Annotated in this window: 22 protein-coding genes and 1 pseudogene; 9 read left to right on the top strand and 14 right to left on the bottom strand. The window is 57.8% G+C overall.

Annotation, left to right across the window (positions count from 1 at the left end; all coding sequences use genetic code 11):
• Positions 1–61: 61 nt before the first annotated feature.
• From BSF40_RS21080 to BSF40_RS21065, 4 genes are all read right to left on the bottom strand, one after another.
• The gene (locus BSF40_RS21080; protein WP_095966572.1) at positions 62–724 is read right to left on the bottom strand and encodes an RraA family protein; all 663 of its coding nucleotides are present in this window, start codon (positions 722–724) and stop codon (positions 62–64) included.
• 53 nt (positions 725–777) lie between these two features.
• The gene (locus BSF40_RS21075) at positions 778–1665 is read right to left on the bottom strand and encodes a transporter substrate-binding domain-containing protein (RefSeq protein WP_256589569.1); all 888 of its coding nucleotides are present in this window, start codon (positions 1663–1665) and stop codon (positions 778–780) included.
• 190 nt (positions 1666–1855) lie between these two features.
• Entirely contained in the window at positions 1856–2320 is a 465-nt protein-coding gene (locus BSF40_RS21070) for a RidA family protein (RefSeq protein ID WP_095966570.1), read from the bottom strand.
• Positions 2321–2385: 65 nt separating this feature from the next.
• Positions 2386–3360, bottom strand: a complete 975-nt coding sequence (locus BSF40_RS21065; protein ID WP_095966569.1) for a threonine/serine dehydratase — start codon at positions 3358–3360, stop codon at positions 2386–2388.
• Positions 3361–3627: 267 nt separating this feature from the next.
• Here BSF40_RS21065 and BSF40_RS21060 point away from each other — a divergent pair, with 267 nt between their 5' ends.
• Positions 3628–4551: a LysR family transcriptional regulator gene (locus BSF40_RS21060; protein WP_095966568.1), complete on the top strand. Its 924-nt coding sequence runs from the start codon at positions 3628–3630 to the stop codon at positions 4549–4551.
• 22 nt (positions 4552–4573) lie between these two features.
• Here BSF40_RS21060 and BSF40_RS21055 read toward each other — a convergent pair.
• The 8 genes and pseudogenes from BSF40_RS21055 to BSF40_RS21020 form a co-directional block, all read right to left on the bottom strand.
• Positions 4574–4648, bottom strand: a pseudogene (locus tag BSF40_RS21055) (RraA family protein); the annotation flags it as partial.
• Between the two features lie 101 nt (positions 4649–4749).
• Complete coding sequence (locus tag BSF40_RS21050) at positions 4750–6096, bottom strand: MFS transporter (protein ID WP_256589568.1); 1347 nt, start codon at positions 6094–6096, stop codon at positions 4750–4752.
• Between the two features lie 230 nt (positions 6097–6326).
• Positions 6327–6992 carry an RraA family protein gene (locus tag BSF40_RS21045; protein ID WP_095966566.1) on the bottom strand — a complete coding sequence of 222 codons (666 nt, stop codon included), beginning with the start codon at positions 6990–6992 and terminating at the stop codon, positions 6327–6329.
• A 126-nt stretch (positions 6993–7118) separates the two neighbouring features.
• Positions 7119–8015, bottom strand: coding sequence for a LysR family transcriptional regulator (locus BSF40_RS21040; RefSeq protein WP_095966565.1), 897 nt, complete (start codon positions 8013–8015; stop codon positions 7119–7121).
• 111 nt (positions 8016–8126) lie between these two features.
• Positions 8127–9341 carry a pyridoxal phosphate-dependent aminotransferase gene (locus BSF40_RS21035; protein ID WP_095966564.1) on the bottom strand — a complete coding sequence of 405 codons (1215 nt, stop codon included), beginning with the start codon at positions 9339–9341 and terminating at the stop codon, positions 8127–8129.
• The gene (locus BSF40_RS21030) at positions 9338–9976 is read right to left on the bottom strand and encodes an RraA family protein (RefSeq protein WP_095966563.1); all 639 of its coding nucleotides are present in this window, start codon (positions 9974–9976) and stop codon (positions 9338–9340) included. Before BSF40_RS21030 ends, BSF40_RS21035 begins: the two co-directional genes overlap by 4 nt.
• Positions 9976–10638 carry an RraA family protein gene (locus BSF40_RS21025; RefSeq protein WP_095966562.1) on the bottom strand — a complete coding sequence of 221 codons (663 nt, stop codon included), beginning with the start codon at positions 10636–10638 and terminating at the stop codon, positions 9976–9978. Before BSF40_RS21025 ends, BSF40_RS21030 begins: the two co-directional genes overlap by 1 nt.
• Positions 10638–11303, bottom strand: coding sequence for an RraA family protein (locus BSF40_RS21020; protein ID WP_095966561.1), 666 nt, complete (start codon positions 11301–11303; stop codon positions 10638–10640). The genes BSF40_RS21025 and BSF40_RS21020 overlap by 1 nt, the downstream gene beginning before the upstream one ends.
• 105 nt (positions 11304–11408) lie before the next feature.
• Here BSF40_RS21020 and BSF40_RS21015 point away from each other — a divergent pair, with 105 nt between their 5' ends.
• Both BSF40_RS21015 and BSF40_RS21010 read left to right on the top strand, forming a co-directional pair.
• Positions 11409–12302 (top strand): LysR family transcriptional regulator, encoded by an 894-nt coding sequence (locus tag BSF40_RS21015; RefSeq protein ID WP_095966560.1) that lies wholly within the window; start codon positions 11409–11411, stop codon positions 12300–12302.
• Positions 12303–12460: 158 nt separating this feature from the next.
• A complete protein-coding gene (locus BSF40_RS21010) occupies positions 12461–13276 on the top strand; it encodes an alpha/beta fold hydrolase (RefSeq protein WP_095966603.1) in 816 nt (271 codons plus the stop codon).
• Positions 13277–13323: 47 nt separating this feature from the next.
• On the opposite strand, the gene BSF40_RS21005 is transcribed toward BSF40_RS21010, so the two are convergent.
• Positions 13324–14700, bottom strand: coding sequence for an MFS family transporter (locus BSF40_RS21005; RefSeq protein WP_095966602.1), 1377 nt, complete (start codon positions 14698–14700; stop codon positions 13324–13326).
• A 488-nt stretch (positions 14701–15188) separates the two neighbouring features.
• Between BSF40_RS21005 and BSF40_RS21000 the strand changes: the two genes are divergently transcribed.
• Positions 15189–16130, top strand: coding sequence for a LysR substrate-binding domain-containing protein (locus tag BSF40_RS21000; protein ID WP_172435732.1), 942 nt, complete (start codon positions 15189–15191; stop codon positions 16128–16130).
• A gap of 111 nt (positions 16131–16241) precedes the next feature.
• The gene (locus tag BSF40_RS20995) at positions 16242–17351 is read left to right on the top strand and encodes an MFS transporter (RefSeq protein ID WP_095966559.1); all 1110 of its coding nucleotides are present in this window, start codon (positions 16242–16244) and stop codon (positions 17349–17351) included.
• A 28-nt stretch (positions 17352–17379) separates the two neighbouring features.
• Here BSF40_RS20995 and BSF40_RS20990 read toward each other — a convergent pair whose 3' ends face one another.
• Positions 17380–18282, bottom strand: a complete 903-nt coding sequence (locus BSF40_RS20990; RefSeq protein WP_095966558.1) for a LysR family transcriptional regulator — start codon at positions 18280–18282, stop codon at positions 17380–17382.
• Between the two features lie 117 nt (positions 18283–18399).
• Between BSF40_RS20990 and BSF40_RS20985 the strand changes: the two genes are divergently transcribed.
• The 4 genes from BSF40_RS20985 to BSF40_RS20970 are packed head-to-tail and all read left to right on the top strand — an operon-like array spanning position 18400 to position 21903.
• Positions 18400–19590 carry a CaiB/BaiF CoA-transferase family protein gene (locus BSF40_RS20985; protein WP_095966557.1) on the top strand — a complete coding sequence of 397 codons (1191 nt, stop codon included), beginning with the start codon at positions 18400–18402 and terminating at the stop codon, positions 19588–19590.
• 14 nt (positions 19591–19604) lie between these two features.
• Positions 19605–20573, top strand: a complete 969-nt coding sequence (locus BSF40_RS20980) for a hydroxymethylglutaryl-CoA lyase (protein ID WP_095966556.1) — start codon at positions 19605–19607, stop codon at positions 20571–20573.
• Positions 20570–20965 (top strand): VOC family protein, encoded by a 396-nt coding sequence (locus tag BSF40_RS20975; RefSeq protein WP_007995886.1) that lies wholly within the window; start codon positions 20570–20572, stop codon positions 20963–20965. Before BSF40_RS20980 ends, BSF40_RS20975 begins: the two co-directional genes overlap by 4 nt.
• Entirely contained in the window at positions 20962–21903 is a 942-nt protein-coding gene (locus BSF40_RS20970; protein WP_095966555.1) for a D-2-hydroxyacid dehydrogenase, read from the top strand. The genes BSF40_RS20975 and BSF40_RS20970 overlap by 4 nt, the downstream gene beginning before the upstream one ends.
• The last annotated feature ends 51 nt before the right edge of the window (positions 21904–21954 follow it).

Raw genomic sequence — 21954 nt, 5'->3', positions numbered from 1 at the left:
GTATAACTTTATTGTATCGAGGGGCCGATGGTGACTGCCTCCTGTTACCGACCTTTCGTGTTTAAGCAAGATTGGCCTTGATCAAGACACTTTCAATCCACGACTGGTTGAATGCCCCCGTTGCGATTTCTGCCTTTACGCGATCCTCGGCGGCTTGATGCGTGCGGGCCATGGCAAGCAGGTGGTCTGCGGCCGACGCGGGAAAGCCGACAATTCCATCCTCATCGCCGACGATGATGTCTCCCGGGTTTACGATCATCCCGCCAATGGATACCGGAACGTTGACTGCCCCTGGACCCGTTTTATAGGGACCACAATGCACCACATCACGGGCATAACACGGGGTGTCTTCAAAGCTTGCGACATCGCGAATTGCACCGTTTACGACAAAACCTACACAGCCCCGCTGTAACGCGTAGAGTTTGATGAGTTCGCCAATCACGGCGTTGGTGGTGTCACCCTGAGCATCCACAACAAGCACGTGGCCAGGCTCGAGCAACGTCAATGCCTTGTAGATGTAGAGATTGTCACCTGGGCGGGTCTTAACAGTCAGCGCGCTCCCGACCATTTTTCCCGTTTTATTGTAGCGATTAAGACCTCGAACCCCAATGTAACGCCCCATGTTATCGCTGATATGTGGGGTTACCACCGAGCGAAATGCAGTGTGGATGTCGCGAGTCTCTGGAGTGATCGCCTGAACAGTATTAATGCTTGAAGAATTCATGTTGACTCCTGAATAGCTGTTTTAGTCGTTACCTGAGTCTCTGCAACGGAGACTTACGGCATTGTTGCAGGCGCGGGCTGATCTGTAGGGTTGGCATAAAGTTCCTTGACCTCATTGGGCATGGGATAATCCAGGCTCAAGCCTTTAGGCGGTATGGGGTGCTGAAACCATTTGCTGTAGATGTCGTTGATTTCACCTGATGCATAAAGAGCCTTGATAGCACCGTCCACTGCTTGCTTGAACGCATCGTCACCCTTGCGCAACATACATCCGTAGATCTCACGAGATTGCGCAACACCGGATATAGCCCATCGATCGGGATTCCTCGATTTTGCGCGTTCACCCGCCAGCAGCGCGTCGTCCTGCAGCCAAGCAACTGCACGGCCAGTTTCCAACAGTTGGAATGATTCGCCGTGGTCCTTGGCTGAGATAATGTTCATGCCTAACTGTTTTTCAACATTCATTGAGCGCAGCAGTCGCTCAGCGGTTGTACCCGCAGTGGTTACTACATTGCGTCCTTTAAGGTCATCAATATCTTTATAAGAAGATTGCTTGGCTGTCAGTAGTCGGGTGCTGATTTCAAATATGCCAACAGAAAAGCTGACCTGCTGCTGACGTTCGGCATTGTTTGTCGTTGAACCACATTCAATGTCGACGGTGCCATTTTGAATCAACGGTATTCGGGTTTGTGAAGTGACAAGGTTGTACTGTATTTTCAAGTTGGGTAAGCCGAGGTCTTTCTTCAATACTTCGATAACTTTGGATTGAATGTCCTGGGAGTAGCCAACCGGTATGCCAGAGGCGTCGGCGAGGTAGGAAAAAGGAATCGCCGCATCACGGTAGGCTAGTGTGATCGTGCCTGATTCTTTCACTTTTTGTAGTGTGCCGGATAGCTCTGCACTCATCCCTTCGTGGGACAGAAATGCAACAGACAAAGCCATCAATTTGGCAACATTGCGAGTACGCATAAAACCTCCAGAAATGAAGCCCGAGCCAAGATGAGCTCAATGGCAACTGCATGATTTTCTATTTGTTGTACATCAACGGCAGATGTCTAGAACTGCAGGGTGTTTTTATTATGTCAGCCAGCTTTCATAGCCGGATCGTATTGAGATGCTTCGTCCGCTGTGATCAGTCGATCGCAAAGATAGCTTCAACTTCTACAGGCGCCCCTCGCGGGATGGCCGCAACGCCTACAGCTGCCCGGGCATGGCCGCCGCGCTCTTGGCCGAAAAGCTCTACAAAAAGAGTTGAGGCCCCATCTATCACCTTCGCTTGCTGCTCGAAGCTAGGAAGGCACTTAACATAACCATTAACCTTCAAAACACGTATGCGGTCGAGTTGGCCATCGCTCGCTTCATTGGCAATGGAAAGAAGATTTAGTGCGCAGACTCGCGCCGCGGCCTGGGCCGTCTCGATATCAATTTCCGTTCCCACGGTTCCTTTGTATAGCAAGACGTCGTCTTGCAGGCATACTTGACCCGCGGTATAGATCAGGTTCCCAAAACGGGTGTACAACTGGTAGTTGCCGCCCCGCGTATTGAACTTAGGCAACTCCAAACCCAATGCAGTCAGTTTTTCCAGAACACTATTCATGATCAAAGTCTCCAATGGTTTTCTTCACGCCTCTGGCGATGCCAAACGCTTCAAAAATGAATGAATCAGTGAGTCCAGGCTTGTAGGAATACTTCTGGGTCAACGTTCCCGCCAGAGCAAACCACCACGACAGTTTTGCCCTCATAGCGCTGCTTCTCCCGTATCAGCGTTCCGAGGGCGGCTGCACCGCCCGGCTCAAGGACGAGCTTGAGGTACTGAAATGCTGCACGCATGCCTTGGAAGGCATCTTCCAGATAGGCGACTTCAGTACGCGGTTGAACAGGTTTCAATACTTCGAAGGGGAGTGCACCGACAGCGGGACCGGCAATCCCGTCGAGCAGCGTTTTTGGCAACAGCTGGAGTTTCACCGGTTCCCCCTTTTGCAGGGCTGTTTGCCATTTCGTATAGCCTTCTGCCTCGACAAGAACGCTCTCGAAATGGCCACACTTGGCGCGCATTGCGGTCAATGTTCCGGATGCCAAGCCGCCGCCGCTGCAACCCAACCACACAGAGTCGGGAGTTGCCCCCACTTCAGCCAACTGCTCAGCGATTTCGAGACCGATGGTGCCTTGGCCCGCCATGATGAGGGGGTCATCGAAAGGCGAGACGAAGGTCAGGCCGCGGCTTTCAATCAGCCGCTGGGTAACGTCCTCACGGTCCTCGACGTCTTTGTTGTAAAGGACAACCTCTGCTCCCCACCAGCGGCAGTTGTCCTGCTTGATTTTTGGCGCATGCTCGGGCATCACGACTACTGACGGGCAGCCCCACTGGTGAGCGGCCGCAGCCACTGCTTGGCCATGGTTGCCCGCCGAATAAGTGATAACTCCCTTGTTTCTGTCACTGGGTGCCAGTTCGGCCAATTTGAACATGGCACCGCGAAACTTGAACGCCCCGGTCTTTTGCAGGCATTCAGCCTTCACGTAAACATCCGCGCCGACGATATCATTCAGCATCGCAGAGCTCAGAAGTGGGGTGCGCACTACTTGTCCTTGAAGTCGGCGTTGTGCCTTCAGAATCAGGTCCAAATCAAACTTTTGCACGGCGAAGTTCCTTGTGGTGAGTAACTGGGGTGACTGCCGGGGGCATGCTCACGAGCTCTTGCTCTGCAGGCTGTGAAACCCTGTGTTGACGATGGGCCCAAGTATTTACGGCCATGATCCACAGGTACATTACGAATATGCTAACGTCCCGATACGCCAGTCGTATCGGGAGTGCCTGCGCAACGTTGGGGCATGGTCGCCTGGCTTTCCAACCCGCCGAACGCGCTACCGCTCATACCCGCTTTGCGAGTCTGATTCAGGATTTCTATGATCAACTTTCGACTTATCCGGCATCTCTGGCTGTTCCTTGCAGTCGCCGAAGAGCAGCATTTTGGTCGTGCAGCCAAAAGGCTGGGCATGTCACAGCCACCTTTGACTGAACAGATCAAGGTTCTGGAAACTTCCCTACGGGTAAAGCTGTTTGAGCGCACCAGCAAGGGCGCGATCCTCACCCCAACGGGTATGGCGATCATGCCGGCAGTACGAAAATTTGCAGAGCAGTTGGAGCGCCTGGAGCTTGCAGTACATGAAGCCGTTGCAGGGCAAACGGGAGTCCTGACGATAGGCGCTATCAACGCAGCCTTGCTTGAGGTGCTCCCTGATCTCATCGAGCAGCTCAAGGAGAGGTTCCCGAATATTTCAGTATTTATTCGGGAAATAGATAGCGGGGAGGCCATCCCGTCACTGGAGTCTGGCGACATCGATGTGGCTTTCGCACGAATTGAAGGCGGCTACTATGAGCCCATCCGCTCGATTGCTCTTGTCCAAGACCAGCTTGCGGTAGCGCTTTCCAGAAATCATCCACTAGCTAATGAAGCGTCTGTGGATCTGCGAGACTTGGCGGGAGAGGTACAGATCATGTTCGCCCGCAGCGGCAGTCCTGTTTTTTTTGACTATATCGTTAGCTGCTGTCAGCAATGCGGTTTCCGCCCAAAAATCATGCATGAGGTCCGCTCGATCGGCTCGCAGATAGCCTTTGTAAGTTGCGGTCAAGGTATTGCACTGGTGCCGTATGCGCTCGAAAAGCTGGCGCCCAAAAACGTCGTGATTCGACCCCTGCAGCAAAAATTTCGGCTGGTAACCAGTGCTTTGGCCTGGAATGCAGCCCGCAGTAATCCTTTGGTCGACGCGCTTGTCGATATCGTGCGCGAACAGTTCCCTGCTCCCATCGAATCAACTGTGCATTTGTGAACAATGCCTGGGAGCCAAAGGCTCCCAGGCATTGTTCAGGCAGACCCAGTTTGTCTAAGGCGTCGGACACGCCCGGTATATCCAGGCCTTCAAACAGGGCTGTCTTGGGGGGACATGTCTAAACACCTCGTAGCGATGACAGAATCGTTCAGACAGAAGCCGCTCAAACGAGCGGCGCGGCTTTATTCAGGGTGCGGTTCAATCAACGTTGCTCGATCTCTCCCGTGGCTCTGAAATGGTCAGTAAGAGGATGAAACTCATAAATGATCCCACCGCTAGCCAGGCAAACACGTAGTTCCAGCCATAGTTGTCCAGCAACAGCCCGGTGATGAAGGGTGTGGCCGCCGCGCCCAACTGACCGACCATGTTCACGACGGCGTTGGAGATAGGGAACGTTTTTTTGGTAGTCAGCCCCATCGGATAAACCATGTAGGAAGAGAACCCCAGGCTGAGAACGGCACCGGTCAACAACAGCAGCAAGCCGTAGGGAATCGGTTCGGCGGGCGAATTGATCAGCAGGTACATCATCAGTGAAGTGCCGAGTGCTGACAGCAGCATGCCGGGCTTGCGTCGCCCACCCATCAGTCGATCCGAGCAGAAACCACCCAGCAGGTTGCCGAGCACGGCGCCCACCCATGGCGCAGCCGACACCAGGCCCATGTTCATGATCGAGAACTGTTTGACGGTCATCAGGTAGGTCGGAATCCACGCCAGCAGTACGCTCGACACGCCCAGTTGGAAGCAATAACTGGTGGCACATCCCCAGATATTCCAGGACTTGAACACCTGCCGATTGGTCTCGAGGGGCGTTTCGTGGCGGGCACGTATGACTCGATCGAGTTTGCTCACCCAGGCTGGAGTCTTTTTGGGGCGGGTTTGCTGAGTCGCTTTAGTACTGCCGCTTTCCTCGATGATGTAGCTGAGCTCGGCCGCGTTGACGAACCGGCTTCGGGAGGGATGGTCGGTGACCATGAAATACCAGACGACTGCCAGTGCGATGCCGGGCACGGCAAAGAAGTAGAAGATCTCTCGCCAGCCCCATACCGAAATGATCACGGCACAGAGTGGTGGCACGATCACCGGCCCGAACTTGACCGCAGACAGAAAGATCCCTGACGCAGTGCCTTTTTCCCGCGCTGGAAACCAGTTGTTGATGGTCGTGGTCATGCTGATCGGCAGCGGCCCTTCAGCGAGGCCAAGACCCAGGCGATACAGCTTCAATGCCAACAGTGAGCCGGCGGTTCCTACCAGGCCGGTCAGCAATGAGGTCAGCACCATGGCGCCCGGCAGGATCTTGCTGACACCGAAACGGCCAAAGGCAAAACCGGAAGGGATCTGTGCCAATGCATAGGCCAGCAGAAATAAACTCATCAACCCGCCGGCCTCGGCATTACTCATTTCAAACTCTTTACGAATGAACGGTAGCGCGACACCCAGGTTGGCTCGGTCGGCGGCAGCAATGGTGTAAATTAGAAAAATCAGGGCCGCAACCACCCAACGGTATTTGCTGCGCACGGCTGGTTTTATGACTTCAGGCATAGACATGGGGCGGACCTTGTTTTTGTCGGTGTTGTCCGGCCAAAGTAATAATTATGAAACCGTAAAAAAAGCGACAAATACTCCTGTCAAAAGATCGCTTTTATTGATGAAACTGTGAGGCCTGATTCGCGCTGTATAAAATGTGCGCGCAAAAAAAAAACCGGGCTGAAAGCCCGGCAAAAATAGCGCAGTCAATAACGTGCTGAAGGGAATTCAGGATCGCTTCATCGCAGAACTCAGTTTGCCAGACCGGCCTTTTCCAGCACCTTGTCCAGCCATGACTGATCGATGGCGCCAGTGGCGATTTCGGCTTTGACCTGCTGTTCATGCGCGTCATGCTCTCGCGCCTTGACCAACACCTGCTCGGCATGGTCGGGCGAGAAGGCAACCAGCCCATCCTCGTCACCGACAATGATGTCGCCCGGATTGATGATCATCCCGCCGATTGACACCGGGACGTTGATTTCCCCTGGGCCGCTTTTGTAGGGGCCGCAATGCACCACGCTGCGTGCATAGCAAGGCGTGTCTTCAAAACTGGCGACATCGCGGATGGCACCGTCGACGACAAAACCGACACAGCCACGTTGCTGCGCATAGAGCTTGATCAGCTCACCGATGACCGCATTGGTCGCGTCACCCTGGGCGTCGATCACCAGCACATGCCCCGGTTCGATCAGCGTCAGGGCCTTGTAAATGTAGAGGTTGTCGCCGGGGCGCGTCTTTACCGTCAGGGCGGTGCCCACCAGTTTGCCGGTGTGGTTATAGCGCGTCAGCCCCCGGGCACCGATGTGACGCCCGAGGTTGTCGCTGATATGCGGCGTGACGACACTCTGAAAAGCGTCCAGCAGCGAGCGTGGCGCCTGGGGCGGAGAAGGGTAGATGCGTGAACCGGGCAATGACATAGCGACCTCCATGAACGACTGAACCCTTGTGGGCTATGCGTTCATAGTAAGAAAGGTCGCTCGGCACTATTAGCGATATTTATCTATGCAAAAGCATCGCTTTTTTTCTCGTATTCAGCGCCCGTGTTACCACACCATGCGGCTGAAATCACAACAACGTGCTGCCAGACGTGCAACCTCGACACTGAGGCCCTGAAGACGATCGGCGCGGTGCACCGCGATGTAGTGGATGGGAGGCAGCGCGGGCTCGGTTTCGATGACCTGCAGACGGCCCTGGTTCACCAGCGGCGAGAGACACTGGCGTGGCAGGTAGCTGATGCCGACACCGGACAGGGTCAGGCCCAACTGGGCGATCAGGTAGTTGCTTTTGATCGTACGGTTGACCCGGACGTCATTCTGGGCAAACCAGCGTTCATAGATTAACCCGGTGCCGGAGCCACCGCCCTGAGTCAGGACGGTGAACGAGGAGATGGCCTGCATGTCCATGACCTGGTTCCCCTGATGCAGCGAGGGTGCACACATCCAGGCGTTCTCCACTGCACTCAACGGCGTGCTGGCGAAGCGTGCGTCGGCAAAAATGTCGGGAACGATGATCAGGTCCAGCTGATCGTTCTCCAGTTTGGCCACCAGTTCGGTGCTGAGTTCGACCGAGGGCTCCAGTACTACTTTGGGATAAGCACTGCGAATACCCTCTACCAGCGCCGGCAGCCAAGTCATGGCGGTCAGCTCGGTGACGCCGATGCGAAAACGCCTGACCAGCACTTCCTTGGAGCTGATGCGTTCAAGCAGGTAATCGCGCTGGCGCAGAATCTCCGTGGCCTGCTCGAACAATTCCGTGCCTTTTTCCGTCAGGCGCGCACTGCGTTTGGAGCGATCAAAAATCGGCATGTCGAAGGCATCTTCCAGCTCCTGAATACGCTTGGAGATGGCTGACTGGGACATGTTCAGTTTCATGGCTGCGGATTCGAAGCTACCCAGTTCCACAATCCAGTAGATGGCTTCCAGTTGCTTGAACGTGATCATGGCTCAGGCTCGATTGAAGAACGTGATCGATTGTTTGCCAGAAGCATCGAGTCAACGCCGCTGATAAACAGCAAAACCCGGCCATGACCGGGTTGGTTTTTCAGCGGCGGATTAACGCAGGCTGGTACAGAACGAGCGGATGGCCTCGCAGGCTTTGCGCAATGAAGCGTCATCCAGGGCGTAGGCAATGCGAATGTAGGGGCCGAGGCCAAAAGCGCTGCCATGCACCACCGCCACATTCGCTTCGTCGAGCAGTGCATGGGCGACATCTTCGTCAGAGTGCAGCACTCGACCGCCCGCCGAGGTACGACCGATCAGCCCCGCACAGGAAGCGAACGCGTAAAACGCCCCCGCTGGGCTGACGCATTCAAGACCTGGTGTGGCGTTCAAAAGCTCCACCATCAAATCGCGACGCCCCTGGAACGCGGCACGGCTTTCGCGGATGAAGTCCTTGGGCCCTTCCAGCGCGGCGAGTGCGGCCTGTTGCGAAATCGAGCTTGCCCCTGAGGTTTGCTGACCTTGCAGTTTTTCCATGGCCTCCAGCAGCCAGCGTGGCCCTGTGGCAAAACCGATGCGCCAGCCGGTCATGGCGTAGGCCTTGGAAACGCCGTTCATGGTCAGGGTACGCGCCACCAGCCGTGGTTCAACCTGGACCAGGGTATGGAACGCTTGATCGTCGAAGATCAGGTGTTCGTAGATGTCATCGGCAAGGATCAACACGTGAGGGTGAGCCAACAACACCTCAGCCAGTGCGTGCAATTCTTCCCGGCTGTACACCGCGCCCGTCGGGTTGGACGGCGAGTTGAGGATCAACCAGCGGGTCTGCGGGGTGATCGCTGCGGCCAGCGCCGCGGACGTCAGCTTGAAACCGGTAGAGGCATCGCAAGTGACGATTTTGCTTTCACCGCCGCACAGTTGCACCATCTCCGGGTAACTGACCCAGTACGGCGCCGGCACGATGACTTCGTCACCCTCATTGAGGGTCGCGGCCAAGGCGTTGTAGATCACTTGCTTTCCACCGTTACAGACAAGGGTGTCTTGCCAGGTAACGTCCAGGCCGTTCTCACGGCGGAACTTGGCGGCCACCGCTTCTCGCAGTGAACGTACACCGGCGACCTGGGTGTAGCGGGTGTGGCCATGCTCGATGGCGTGAATGGCGGCCTCCCGTACGTGTTTGGGCGTATCGAAATCAGGCTCGCCGGCGCACAGCGAAATGATCTGCGCACCTTGCGCGCGGCGCTCTGCAACGCGGTCCATGATTCGGTAAGTCGCAGACGGCTGTGCGCTGGCCAGGCGCTGATTCAGCCGTTGAATATCGGCGCTCATGCGCGGGTTCTCCACTCAGTCAGGTTCATCAGTTCCAGGGTCGAGCGGCCTTCGGTCAACGCCTGCATCATCTGCGCTTCCTTGCTCGCGCGCGCTTCGCCTTCGGCCAGGGTACGTGCCGCATCCGCCTTGGGAATGATGATCACGCCGTCATCGTCGGCCACCACCCAGTCACCCTGAGCCACCAAAGCACCGTTGAAATTGAATGGTTGCCCCACCGAAGGCGCACTGGCCTTGACCGTACCTTTCACCGAGATGCCGCGAGCAAACACCGGGAACTGGCGTTTCTTCAGCGCAGCGATGTCGCGTACGCCACCATCGATCACCAGTCCGACCACGCCAGCCGCTTCGGCCGCCACGGTCAGCACTTCGCCCCAGTAACCGGCGATGAAGCCACCCGTACCCACGACCAGCACGCTGCCACGGGGAACACGTTCCATCGCCAGGTGCAGGGCGAGGTTGTCGCCGGGCGAGCATTCCAGTGGGTAGGCGGGGGCGCAGATGAAGGCACCATCCCAGATTGGGCGGATCGCACTGTCGACCGCGCAAGGTAGATGGGATGCTTCATACAGCGTCGAACTGCCCAGCAATTTTGCCCGTGCGTGAAAATCCAGAGGGAGCGGGAGCGCGGTCATCAGACTTTCCTCTGCAGGCTGTGGTAACCCAGTGCGGCCCGGGCTTCTTTAAGGGTTTTGCCTTGAGTGATCAGGGCGCGAATGTCGGCTTCGATCGATTCGATCTGACGGGCACACGCCGCCACTTCAGCCGCACGAGCGCGGGGGACAATCACCACGCCGTTGGCGTCGGCGACCACAATGTCGCGGGCACACACTCGGGCGGTACCGATGGACACCGGCTGGTTGACTGACTGAACCTGTACGCGGTCTTTGCCGGTGCGCATGAAACGGCCTTTGCTGAAGATCGGGTAGCCATCGCCCAGTGCTTTGTTCACGTCACGGCAAACACCGTCGATGACCGTGGCAGCAATCTGCCGAGTACCGGCGTACTGGGTCATGATGTCACCCCAGACGGTGCAGTCGGTGCGGCCGCCGTTGTCGATCACCACCACATCGCCAGGCGCCACGTCTTCGATGAAATCGCCCACGGTGCCCGGAGGTACGCTGGCCGAGACGTATTGCACGGTAAACGCCGGACCGACGATGACCTTGCTGTAATTGTCCAACGGTGCCACGCCGAGGCATTGACCGGGCAGGCCGAGTTTGTCCATTGCGTCAGACACGCCCGGGGTGTCCAGGCCTTCAAACAAGGCGACCAGTTCTTTGTCTTCGATATTCATCAGGCGTGCTCCACGTGGATCGCTTCAAATTGGGTGTCATGCATCACTTCGGCGACCGAGCGACCGCTGCGGACAGCCTCGACCATGCCGTCCTGGCGGCGGGCGATGCGCTCACCAAGGTCGACCACTTTCTCGATATAGGCGGTGGGCACGAACACGGTGCCGCAGGTATCGGCGATGACATAATCGTTCTCGCTGACATCGACGCCGGCCACTTTGACGGTCACGGCAGCGTCGATCTGCACCACCCGATTGCGTGCGCTGATCATGGTCACGCCGCGGCCATAAACCGGGTACCCAATTGACTCACTGCCATCGATGTCGCGGCTGAAGCCGTCGATTACCGTGCCGCGCACTTTCTTGCTGGCTGCTGCATTGGCGAGGATGTCGCCCCAGCAGGAGATGCCTTCGATGCCGCCGGCGATCACCAGCACACGATCGTCACTGTCGATCTGTTCCACCACAGGGGTAATCAGGTGCACAGTGGGGACGTTGTCGGATTTAGGAGCCAGCAACACGGTACTGGCGCGACCGACAATCTTTGGGCAGTTCCACAACGGGCGGAGCCCAACGGTGGCACCCGGCAGGCCGAGGAAGTCGAGCGCATCGGAAACCGTATTGGTATCCAGCGCTGCCAAGCGATCCAGCAAACTCTTATGGGTCATGGGGAAGCCTCTGTGGTGACGGAGGCGCCCAGTGTCGGCGAGGTAATTTGATAGGTATATTACGAATCACAGAAGCATTAGATACGCTAAACCTATGGATTAATCATGATCAATTTTCGTCTGATTCGTCATCTCTGGTTGTTCCTGGCGGTGGCCGAAGAACAGAATTTCGGCCGCGCGGCCAAGCGTTTGGGCATGTCCCAGCCACCGCTGAGCGAGCAGATCCAGGTGCTGGAGCAAGCGCTCAAGGTCAAGCTGTTTGATCGCTCACGACGCGGTGCGAAGCTGACTCCGGTGGGGGCGGCGATTCTGCCGGCGGTGCGCAAGTTCGCTGACCAACTGGAACGCCTGGAACTCGCCGTGGAGGAGGCGGTGGCGGGGCAGTCGGGGATGTTGACCATTGGCGCAATTTCCACGGCCATGTTTGATGTCTTGCCGGGTTTGATCGAGCAATTGAAAAGTGATTACCCGCACCTCACTGTGTCTGTGCGGGAGATTGACAGCGTCGAAGCCGTGCCGGCGCTGGAAGCAGGGGACATCGATCTGGCCTTCGCCCGGCTGGACGGCGATTTGGGGGCCTCGATCAAATCACTGCCGCTGACTCAGGACCGCCTGGTTGTGGCCCTGCCCAGCGATCACCCCTTGGCTGCGCGCACGCGAATCAGCCTGTCCAGCCTGGCCACTGAACCCTTGGTGATGTTTTCCCGAAAGGTCAGTCCGGTCTACTTTGACAATCTGATCGCAACCTGCCGCGCCAGCGGTTTTTCCCCGCGCGTGCTGCATGAAGTGCGCTCGGTCGCCTCGCAAATTGCCTTTGTCAGCTGCGGCCAGGGCATCGCGCTGGTACCGGCGTCGCTGAAAAAACTGGCGCCCGACAACGTGGTGTTTCGAGCGCTGAGCCAGAAGCTCAATGTCGTGACCACAGCGGTGGCCTGGAATGCAGAGCGGTCCAACCCGCTGGTGGAGGAGCTGGTCACCCGGCTCCAATCCCGGGCGTGAGTTGACCAAGGCCCTTGCGTGAATACGAGTGATAGGTTTGGCGTATGTAAGCCTTCCCGTATTAGGAATTTACAGAAGGCTCGATTCCCTTGAAATTGGGAACCTGGCTGCCGGCGACCCAGGTTCGGCCCAACCTTTTCGCTCAAGGAGTCAACAAGTTGCCCTCACCAGAAACGTTCACTCACGTGCAACTCCCCCTGACGGTGGAGGGTGTCCAACTGAACGTGGCCGCCCTCCATCGCGACGGCGTCCTGGCGCCGATCGTGTTCCTGCATGGTTTTGGTTCGACCAAAGAAGACTATGCCGACATCGTGCAGCGGCCCGCATTCGCAGGTCACCCTTTCGTGGCATACGACGCACCGGGTTGCGGCGAAAGCCAGTGCAGTGACCTGTCCAGGATATCGATTCCCTTTCTGCTGCAGACGGCGCTGCAGGTGCTCGAGCATTTTGGCATCGAACGCTTCCATCTGGTCGGCCATTCCATGGGGGGGCTGACCGCGCTGATGCTGGCCTTTCAGTTCCCGTGTCGGGTGCTCAGCTTCGTCGATATCGAGGGCAATATCGCCCCGGAAGACTGCTTCCTCAGCCGGCAGATCGTCGACTATCCGAGCAACGATCCCGAGGCGTTTTTTGCGGCCTTCATTGAGCGTGCCCGGCACGCCCCGGCCTATGCCAGTGCGCTTTATTCCGCGAGCTTGCGGCAAAAGGTGCGTGCTGGTGCGGTGCGAGGGATTTTCCAGTCGATGGTCGATCTCTCCGATAACGCCGATCTGATGGGCAAATTCCTCGGGTTGAATTGCCCAAGGATGTTCATGTACGGCGAACAGAACGCTTCATTGTCCTATCTCTCGCATATCCAGGCCGAGGGTGTGCGGTTGGCGCAAATTCCTGATTGCGGGCATTTCCCGATGTACTCCAACCCGATTGTGATGTGGCAGCAAATTGCCGATTTTCAGAAAAGTACTGCGCAATGATGCCAAAAGGGCCCAACGGGCCCTTCTTAATCGTGCCGCTGTAATGGTCAGACTCTGGCAGCGCTCGGTTTTGAACAACCCTTGAGCCCCGTGCGCTCCTCGATTTCACCGGAGCCGCTGATGTACCCGTAGCGAGACAGGTTCGGCATCAACATCGCAGCGATGAAGGTGATGGTCACTACCGCCGCGACATAGAAGAAAAAATACGCCTCGACACCCTGTGATCGGAGTGACAGGGCCACGTATTCGGCAGTGCCACCGAATGCGGCGTTGCCGACGGCGTACGGAAAGCCTACGCCCAGCGCACGCACCGCAGGCGGGAACAGTTCAGCTTTGACGATCCCGGCAATCGGTGTGTAGAGCGACGCAATGACCAGACCGCCGAACACCAGCAGGAACGCTGTAAACGGGCTGCTAACTGACTGCAGCGAATAGAGCAGGGGGATCACCAGCAGCATGGCCAATCCGGAAAACATCAGCATGTGTGCCTTGATCCCGATACGGTCGGCGAGCAAACCAAAGAGCGGTTGGCAGAACATGAAGCCGACCAGGGCCGCGGTCATGATGAAGCTGACCGTTTCCGGGCTGAAACCGGCGGAGATCACCAGGAACTTCTGCATGTAGGTGGTGAAGGTATAGAAATACAGCGAACCGCCGATGGTGAACGCCACCACGAGGGCGACTGCACGTTTGTGTTTGAGCATACCGCGCAATGAGCCGGCGTCTTTGCGGTTCATGTCTTTCTTGGTGGCGGTTTCATGCATGGCGCGGCGCAGATACACCACCACGATCGAGCTCAGCGCGCCGATGAAGAACGGGATCCTCCAGCCCCATTCGCGCAACTCTTCGCCGGTCAGGGTTTGCTGGAGAATGACTACGGTCATCAAGGCCAGCAACTGACCGGCAATGATGGTGAAGTACTGAAACGAGCCATAGAAACAGCGCCGGCCCGGTGTCGCTATTTCGCTGATGTAGGTGGCGCCAGTGCCGTATTCCGCACCGACCGACAGGCCCTGGATCAGCCTGGCCACCACGAGCAGGATCGGCGCCGCGACCCCTATGGTTGCGTAGGTCGGCATGACGGCGATCAGCAGCGAGCCGGCGCACATCATGAACACCGAGATAATCATTGAGACCTTGCGGCCGCGAGTGTCAGCGATCCAGCCAAAAATCCAGCCACCGAGCGGGCGCATGAAAAAGCCGACGGCGAAGACGCCGGCGGTTGCGAGCAACTGACTGGTGGTGTCGCCTTTGGGGAAAAACGAAGCCGCAAAGTAGATGGCGGTATAGGCGTAAATGAAAAAGTCGTACCACTCCACCAGATTGCCCGAGCAGGCACCCATGATGGCTCTGACGCGATTCGGACTTTTCACCGGATCAGTCTTGGCAGTGTGGATGGTTGAGTCGCTGGTTGATGCGGACATGTTGTTCACCCTTTTTTCAAGGCGAGACGATACGAGGCGCACGCTGATGCGTGTCCGACGTTGCTAGCTCGATGGGTTGATGTGCTTAACGCAGTTGTTGTGAGCCTTTGACGACCAAGGCACATGAAGAGGAGGGATGTATACGAGAGGTCAGCAGTTCGCTGACTGTGTAAGACGGGTCGGTCAGGTAGCGAGAAAGGTTGTAAATCATGGCACAAGCCCTCGAATCTTATTCTTGTAGTGAGTCGAGCGCTCTTTGGCGCCGACGTTGATTGCACGCTACCGCAGAGTCAGGTGGGTAATAAGCCGTCAGGCAGGCCTAACTGATATACCTAAATTCTATAGCTTGGCATGCAGCCCCAGCGGGCCGGGGGATACAGCCGGCTCGAAAGCCTTGAAACCTCACGACACACGGTTTGCGGGGCACTCCAGGGTTCGAAAATGCGATTACACTCACAACACTTTCGACGCATATCGCGCCGAGCCCGATGCTGACTGGCCTGGTAATGGATGTCGTTCAACTCAAAACCCTGATTCATGTGGCCGAACTGGGCAGTCTCAGCAAGGCCTCCGACCGGCTACACATCGCACAACCGGCACTCAGCCGACAAATTCGATTGTTGGAAAAAGAGCTTGGCACCTACCTGTTTGATCGACATGGGCGAGGCATGGAGATTACCGATGCCGGTCGCGAAGTGCTGGCGCATGCCACCCGCATCATGGAAGAAATGGAGTCCATTCGAAGTTCTGTTGTAGGCGGAAAGACCTCTTTTCGGGGAGCGGTCGTTATCGGTACGACGCCGACGGTAGCGGAAATTGTCACCGTCCCTCTGGTGCGCAAGATCAAAGAAGCGCATCCGAATCTCGCTGTCAGGTTTTCCTCGGCCTTCAGCGGCTATCTGCTGGATTGGGTGCAGCGAGGCGAATTGGAGCTGGCGATTTCTTACGATCCCCAGCCCCTGCATACGCTGCGTATCGTGCCGGTGATGATGGAGAATCTGCTGTTGGTCGGTCCCGCCAGCGCCAACCTGCGTCTTGATACGCCGGTGTCGTTCGAGTCTTTGGCTGAGCAGCAATTGGTATTACCAAGTGCTCGACATAGCCTTCGCGTGATTCTGGATGATTGTGCGCGTGAAGTCGGCATCAAGCTGAAGACCAGCGTTGAAGCCGACTCCTTTGGCGCGATGATTGCCTTGGTCTGCAATGGCTTCGGTTTGACCGCTCTGCCTTTGGCATCGATTTACACGCAAATCGAAGCTGGCGTGCTCAGTGCCGCACCCTTGGTCGACCCCGTTCCAATGCGCAAATTGGTTCAGGTCTTTCCTGCAGACAGACGGGTGAGTCCGGCTGCCAAATTCGTCGGAGATGTCTTCATCGAAATTGCTGCAGACCTGGTCAATCGCAAGATTTGGGCCGGGCACATGCTTTGAATTCTCGTTCGATCTGTTAGCCCCGCCGTGTAATAGCTTCTCACCACTGATGACACTGCCTTGAACCATCAAACGCGACTGCCTGGCGTATTCGGCATTTTTATATTGGGGATGCTGCAAGTTCTGGTCTGGGGAGGCTCGTTCTTCCTGATGGCCGTGATGGCCGATCCGATCATGAAAGAGACCGGCTGGGCTAGCCAATGGGTGTATGGCGCGCTGTCTCTGAGCATTCTGGTTTCTGCGATGCTGGCGCCATTGACCAGTCGACTTATTGCCCACTACGGCGGTCGCCCCATCCTGGCCAGTAGCGGCCTGGGCGTCGCCATCGGATTGTTTCTGATGGCCAGTTCGACCTCGTTGCCGATGTTTCTTTTGTCCTGGGCAGTGATTGGCGTCGGTATGGCACTGGGGCTGTACGAAGCGCTATTCGCCGCCTTAGGCTCCCTATACGGGGAGCGTGCGGGCAGCGCGATTACCGGGATCACGCTTATTTCAGGGTTTGCGACAACGCTGTCATGGCCCGCGGTTGCGCTGGTCATCGAGCACGTTGGCTGGCGCACCACGTGCGTGGCTTATGGGGCGTTGTTGGTCATTGCCGTGGCACCGCTTTATCTCTGGGTGCTGGCGCGGGGTGCGGGGCCACTCGCGAAAAGCCAGGCAATGAGTGATGAAAACCTTTCAATCGACCGGCGGATCTACCTGTTGCTCACACTGATCTTTGCGTTAGGTGCAGTGATCATGACGGCGATTTCTGTCCAGCTGATTTCATTGTTGCAGGGGCAGGGCTACTCGCTTGCCGCCGCCATCGGGCTGAGCTCCTTGCTGGGCCCGAGCCAGGTCGGCTCGCGTGTTCTACAAGTGTTTTCGCGAAAGCGACATCCCATTTGGACGACGTTGATCTCGGTGGTATTCGTGGCAATCGGTCTGCTGTTTGTGACGGTCTCGCCGACAATGTCCGCGCTGGGCCTGGTGATCTACGGCGCGGGTAATGGTTTGCGCGCGATCGTTCGAGGCCTGCTGCCACTGACCCTGATGTCGCCCATCCATTATGTTTTGCTGATGGGGCGCATGGCTCGGCCTTCGCTCATTGGACAAGCCTTGACCCCCCTTGCTGGCGGATACCTGTTGCAGACCTGGGGCGCTGGCGGTGTGCTGGCGGGCCTGACTTCTCTGGCCGTATTGAATGTGCTGTTGGTCTTGTTGCTCATTCGGCTGGTGTGAAAAGAACAGCGCTGAACCAGCGACAGGGTCAGCCACGCACGCCGCTCAGATACTCAAACAACTTGGCCGCTTCTGGCGCCAGTTGCGTCTGAGTGCTGACTCCCACGAACAAGGTGCGATGAGCCCAGTCATCACTCAAGTCGACAGCAATCAGGCGGGTACCGAGCAGTTCGGCACGTACGGATGACAACGGCAAAATCCCGATACCCAAGCCTGCTTCGATCATGCGACAGATGCCGTCGAAGCTGCTGACCTGAATCCGGACCTTGAGAATCTTACCCGCACTCACGGCGGCATCGGTGATTCTGCGCAGCAACGAGCTGCCTTGGTTGAGCCCCACATAATCGAAGCCAAGCGTATCGGCGAAGGAAACGCGGCGCTCATTGGCCAGTTCATGGCCGACGGGCACAAGTAGCACGAGTCGGTCATCACGATAGGGCAGTTTGTACAGACCCTCAGCCGGTACGTTATCGGCAAAAATGCCGATGTCGGCACGGCCGTTTTCCACGGCTTGAATAATCGGTTCGCTGAGTGCTTCTTCCAGTCCGATACGTACATTCGGGTTCGCCCGCAGGAACGACGCCAGGTCATCCGGCAGGAACTGGACGACGGCGGACGTGTTGGCGAACAACCGCACATGCCCGCGCACCCCGACCGCGTAATCACTGGCGTCGCACGCCATCCGGTTCACGCCTTCCAGAATCGTTCTGGCATGTTCAACGATCCCTTGTCCCGCCGCGGTCAATTCGAGCCCCCTTGGCAGACGCACGAACAGCGGGCACTGGGTCGTTCGTTCCAGCTCGGCCAGACGTTTGCTGGCCGCCGAGACCGTCATGTTGGCCTTTTCGGCGGCGCGGGTCAGGTTGCCGGATTCGGCGGCGAAGATCAGCAGGCGTAACGACAGCAGATCGAAATGCAGGGGATTGATCATCAAGAGGATCCAAGGTTTTCCATTCTGGAAAGGGTAGTGGCGGAATATGAAATTTTCATCTGCCCGGTTTGTGTCGATTATCCATGCCACAAGCACTCAACAAGAACGGGAAACGTCATGAGGTTACCTCTGCAAGGTGTCAAGGTCGTGGAGCTCGGTCAACTGATTGCCGGGCCATTTGCGGCGAAAATGCTCGGTGAATTTGGCGCCGACGTGATCAAGATCGAACCTCCGGTCACCGGTGACCCATTGCGCAAATGGCGCCTGCTGCATGACGGTACTTCCGTCTGGTGGGCCGCGCAGTCTCGTAACAAGCGCTCGCTGACCCTCGACTTGCGCCAGGGTGAAGCCCAACAGGTTGTGCGCCAGTTGCTGGCCGATGCGGATGTGCTGATCGAGAACTTTCGCCCAGGCACCCTGGAAAGCTGGGGGCTGGGCTGGGACACACTGCACGCGCTGAATCCGAAACTGATCATGCTCCGGGTCTCCGGTTACGGCCAGACCGGGCCTTACCGTGACCGCCCCGGATTTGGCGTGATCGGTGAAGCGATGGGCGGGTTGCGGCATCTTTCCGGCGAGCCCGGTCGGACCCCGGTCAGGGTTGGCGTGTCCATTGGCGACTCGTTGTCGGCCTTGCACGGAGTGATCGGCATTTTGCTTGCCCTGCGTCATCGCGAGCAAAACGGCGGTGACGGCCAGCAAATCGATGTGGCTTTGTACGAGTCGGTGTTCAACATGATGGAAAGCCTGTTGCCCGAATACTCGGTGTTCAACGCCGTTCGTGAGCCCGCCGGCAGCAGTTTGCCGGGTATCGCCCCGACCAATGCCTATCGCTGCCGTGACGGTGGTTTTGCCTTGATTGCCGGCAATGGCGACAGCATCTATCAGCGCCTAATGGAAGTGATTGGTCGCCGTGATCTGGGAGCCGATCCCGATCTTGCGCAGAACCACGGCCGAGTGCTGCAGGTCGAGCGAATCGATGCTGCGATCTCCGAATGGACCGCACAACTGAGCCTCGACGAAGTCTTGTCGATCCTGACCGAGGCGCGCATTCCGGCCGGCAGGATTTACAACGCCGCCGACATTGCCCAGGACCCGCATTACCAGGCTCGCGAGATGTTGCTCGACAGCCAGCTGGATGATGGCACACCGGTGACCTTGCCCGGCATCGTTCCCAAGCTCGGCGCCACGCCTGGCAGCGTGACGCGCTCGGCGCCGTCCCTGGGCCAGCACACCGCCGAGATTCTTGGCGAGCTCGGTATCGACGCTGCACAGCAAGCCGACTGGCGCCAACGCGGCATCATTTGAACCGGAGAATGAATATGCAACGCTTTTTCTTGCAGGAAGTCGCCACCCGTGACGGCTTCCAGAATGAAGCGCGGTTTATCGAAACCGTCGACAAGATCGCCATGATCGACGCCCTCAGTCAGTGTGGTTTCGCCAAGATCGAGGTCACCTCGTTCACCTCGCCCAAAGCCATTACCGCGCTGCGAGATGCCGAGGCGGTGATGCAGGGTATCCGCCGCAATCCGGCGGTGGAATACACCGTGCTGGTGCCCAATGTGCGCGGCGCCGAACGGGCGCTGGCGTGCAACATCGATGAAGCCAACTTGGTGATGTCGGTCAGCGAACCGCATAACCGTTCCAATCTGCGCATGAGCCGCGAGCAGTCGTTTGCCCAGCTCAGCGAAGTGGTCAGTGTCATCGGTCAGGGCCCGGTGGCGATCAATGTGTCGTTGTCGACAGTGTTCGGCTGCCCGATGCAGGGCGATGTGCCGGTGGGGGAGGTGTTGCACTGGGTAGAGCGCTTCGCCGACCTGGGTGCTCGCGGCGTGACCTTGTGCGACACCACGGGCATGGCGTACCCGAGTCAGGTCGAGGCGCTGTCCCGGGCAGTCCGTGAGCGTTTTCCGGCGCTGCAACTGACCCTGCATTTCCACAATACCCGCGGCATGGCCCTGGCCAATGCGCTGGCGGCCATCGAGGCCGGGGTCGATCGTTTCGATTCGTCCCTCGGCGGCCTGGGCGGTTGCCCTTATGCGCCGGGGGCCAGCGGCAATGTGTGCACCGAAGACCTGTTGCACATGCTGCATTTGATGGGCTTCAACACCGGGGTTGATCTGGACCGGGTGCTGGCAGTTGCCGCGCAGTTGCCGGGTTTGGTCGGCCACGACATTCCCAGCCAGATCCTCAAGGCCGGCAAACGCCTGGACTTGCACCCGATACCCGCCCACGTCGCCAGCCTGGAAAAACAGGTGCCGTCGGCCCGAACCCAGGAGCTGCACCCATGATCGACCATCTCGACCATTTGGTGCTGACCACCATCGACCCTGTGGCTGCCGAGGACTTTTACGTGCGAGTCATGGGTATGCAGGTGCAAACCTTCGCCGGTGGGCGCAAGGCGTTCGCTTTCGGTCAGCAGAAAATCAACTTGCACGTGCGTGGCCACGAGTTCGAGCCCAAGGCGCACCTGCCGGTGCCGGGAGCGCTGGACCTGTGCTTTATCGCCTCGATCCCTCTGGATCAAGTGATTGCGCACCTGGCCCGTGTCGACTGGCCAATCATCGAAGGTCCGGTGTTGCGCACTGGTGCCACCGGGCCGATCCGTTCGGTGTATGTGCGTGATCCGGACCTGAACCTGATCGAGATTTCTGAACCCGTCCAGCCGGAGCGTGCAGCATGAAAGTAGTGTTTCTCGACAGCGACAGCCTGCCCGTGAGCATTGCTCGCCCGGCCTGGGTCACGGACTGGCAGGACCGCCCCGACACGACACCGGACCAAGTGGTGGACGCCGCCCGGGATGCCGATGCCGTGATCACTAACAAGGTGCGCATTGGCCGGTCCGAACTTGAGCAACTGCCGAACCTGCGATTCATTTGCGTCGCGGCCACCGGTTACGACTGCATCGACCTGGCGGCTTGCCGCGATTTTGCCGTGACGGTGTGTAATGTCCCGGCCTACTCGGCGCAAAGCGTCGCCGAGTCGGTGATCGCGTCAATCTTCGCCCTGCGTCGACAGTTGTTCGTCTATCAGGCTGCCGCGCTGCGGGACTGGCCGGGTTCGCGACATTTTTGCGTGCATCGCGCGCCGATTCAGGATGTTCAAGGCAGCGTGCTGGGCATCATCGGCCGGGGCGGCATCGGCCTGGCCACTGCGCGTCTGGCGAGCGCCCTGGGCATGCAATTGCTGTTTGCCGAACACCGTGGCGTGGTCCCGGTGCGAAAGGGTTACCAGTCTTTTGAAACGGTGCTGGCGCAAAGCGATGTGATTTCTCTGCACTGTCCGCTGACCGAGCACACCCGACACCTGATCGGAGCGCCGGAACTGGCACAGATGAAACCCGGCACCTTGCTGATCAATACGGCTCGCGGACCGTTGGTAGATGAGGCCGCAGTGCTCGATGCACTGGACAGCGGCCGCCTCGGTGGCGCGGCCCTCGATGTGCTGTGCCAGGAACCACCTCCGGCCGACCACCCCTTGCTCAACAGCCATCACACCAACCTGATCGTCACTCCCCATGTGGCCTGGGCCAGCCAGAGCAGCCTGCAACGGCTGGCCGACGGCATCCTTGGAAACCTGCAGGGCTACCACTCGGGGAACCTGATCAACCTCGTGTCGTAAATGCTTCACCACCTAACAAGAAGGTCCACTTATGAAAACAATAACAATCAC

This window comes from Pseudomonas sp. ACN5 (assembly GCF_002303975.1).
In the GTDB taxonomy this organism is placed as follows: Bacteria; Pseudomonadota; Gammaproteobacteria; order Pseudomonadales; family Pseudomonadaceae; genus Aquipseudomonas; species Aquipseudomonas laurylsulfatiphila.
This window is presented reverse-complemented; position numbering and strand designations above follow the sequence as displayed.

What these genes read in the sequence shown, in the direction of transcription:
- BSF40_RS21025 (WP_095966562.1), bottom strand. Translation starts at nt 10,638, where the DNA reads ATGAATATCGAAGACAAAGAACTGGTCGCCTTGTTTGAAGGCCTGGAC.
- BSF40_RS21020 (WP_095966561.1), bottom strand. Translation starts at nt 11,303, where the DNA reads ATGACCCATAAGAGTTTGCTGGATCGCTTGGCAGCGCTGGATACCAAT.
- BSF40_RS20995 (WP_095966559.1), top strand. Translation starts at nt 16,242, where the DNA reads ATGCTGCAAGTTCTGGTCTGGGGAGGCTCGTTCTTCCTGATGGCCGTG.
- BSF40_RS21060 (WP_095966568.1), top strand. Translation starts at nt 3,628, where the DNA reads ATGATCAACTTTCGACTTATCCGGCATCTCTGGCTGTTCCTTGCAGTC.
- BSF40_RS20990 (WP_095966558.1), bottom strand. Translation starts at nt 18,282, where the DNA reads ATGATCAATCCCCTGCATTTCGATCTGCTGTCGTTACGCCTGCTGATC.
- BSF40_RS21050 (WP_256589568.1), bottom strand. Translation starts at nt 6,096, where the DNA reads ATGTCTATGCCTGAAGTCATAAAACCAGCCGTGCGCAGCAAATACCGT.
- BSF40_RS21075 (WP_256589569.1), bottom strand. Translation starts at nt 1,665, where the DNA reads ATGGCTTTGTCTGTTGCATTTCTGTCCCACGAAGGGATGAGTGCAGAG.
- BSF40_RS21015 (WP_095966560.1), top strand. Translation starts at nt 11,409, where the DNA reads ATGATCAATTTTCGTCTGATTCGTCATCTCTGGTTGTTCCTGGCGGTG.
- BSF40_RS21070 (WP_095966570.1), bottom strand. Translation starts at nt 2,320, where the DNA reads ATGAATAGTGTTCTGGAAAAACTGACTGCATTGGGTTTGGAGTTGCCT.
- BSF40_RS20970 (WP_095966555.1), top strand. Translation starts at nt 20,962, where the DNA reads ATGAAAGTAGTGTTTCTCGACAGCGACAGCCTGCCCGTGAGCATTGCT.
- BSF40_RS20975 (WP_007995886.1), top strand. Translation starts at nt 20,570, where the DNA reads ATGATCGACCATCTCGACCATTTGGTGCTGACCACCATCGACCCTGTG.
- BSF40_RS21040 (WP_095966565.1), bottom strand. Translation starts at nt 8,015, where the DNA reads ATGATCACGTTCAAGCAACTGGAAGCCATCTACTGGATTGTGGAACTG.
- BSF40_RS20980 (WP_095966556.1), top strand. Translation starts at nt 19,605, where the DNA reads ATGCAACGCTTTTTCTTGCAGGAAGTCGCCACCCGTGACGGCTTCCAG.
- BSF40_RS20985 (WP_095966557.1), top strand. Translation starts at nt 18,400, where the DNA reads ATGAGGTTACCTCTGCAAGGTGTCAAGGTCGTGGAGCTCGGTCAACTG.
- BSF40_RS21080 (WP_095966572.1), bottom strand. Translation starts at nt 724, where the DNA reads ATGAATTCTTCAAGCATTAATACTGTTCAGGCGATCACTCCAGAGACT.
- BSF40_RS21035 (WP_095966564.1), bottom strand. Translation starts at nt 9,341, where the DNA reads ATGAGCGCCGATATTCAACGGCTGAATCAGCGCCTGGCCAGCGCACAG.
- BSF40_RS21030 (WP_095966563.1), bottom strand. Translation starts at nt 9,976, where the DNA reads ATGACCGCGCTCCCGCTCCCTCTGGATTTTCACGCACGGGCAAAATTG.
- BSF40_RS21005 (WP_095966602.1), bottom strand. Translation starts at nt 14,700, where the DNA reads ATGTCCGCATCAACCAGCGACTCAACCATCCACACTGCCAAGACTGAT.
- BSF40_RS21000 (WP_172435732.1), top strand. Translation starts at nt 15,189, where the DNA reads ATGCTGACTGGCCTGGTAATGGATGTCGTTCAACTCAAAACCCTGATT.
- BSF40_RS21045 (WP_095966566.1), bottom strand. Translation starts at nt 6,992, where the DNA reads ATGTCATTGCCCGGTTCACGCATCTACCCTTCTCCGCCCCAGGCGCCA.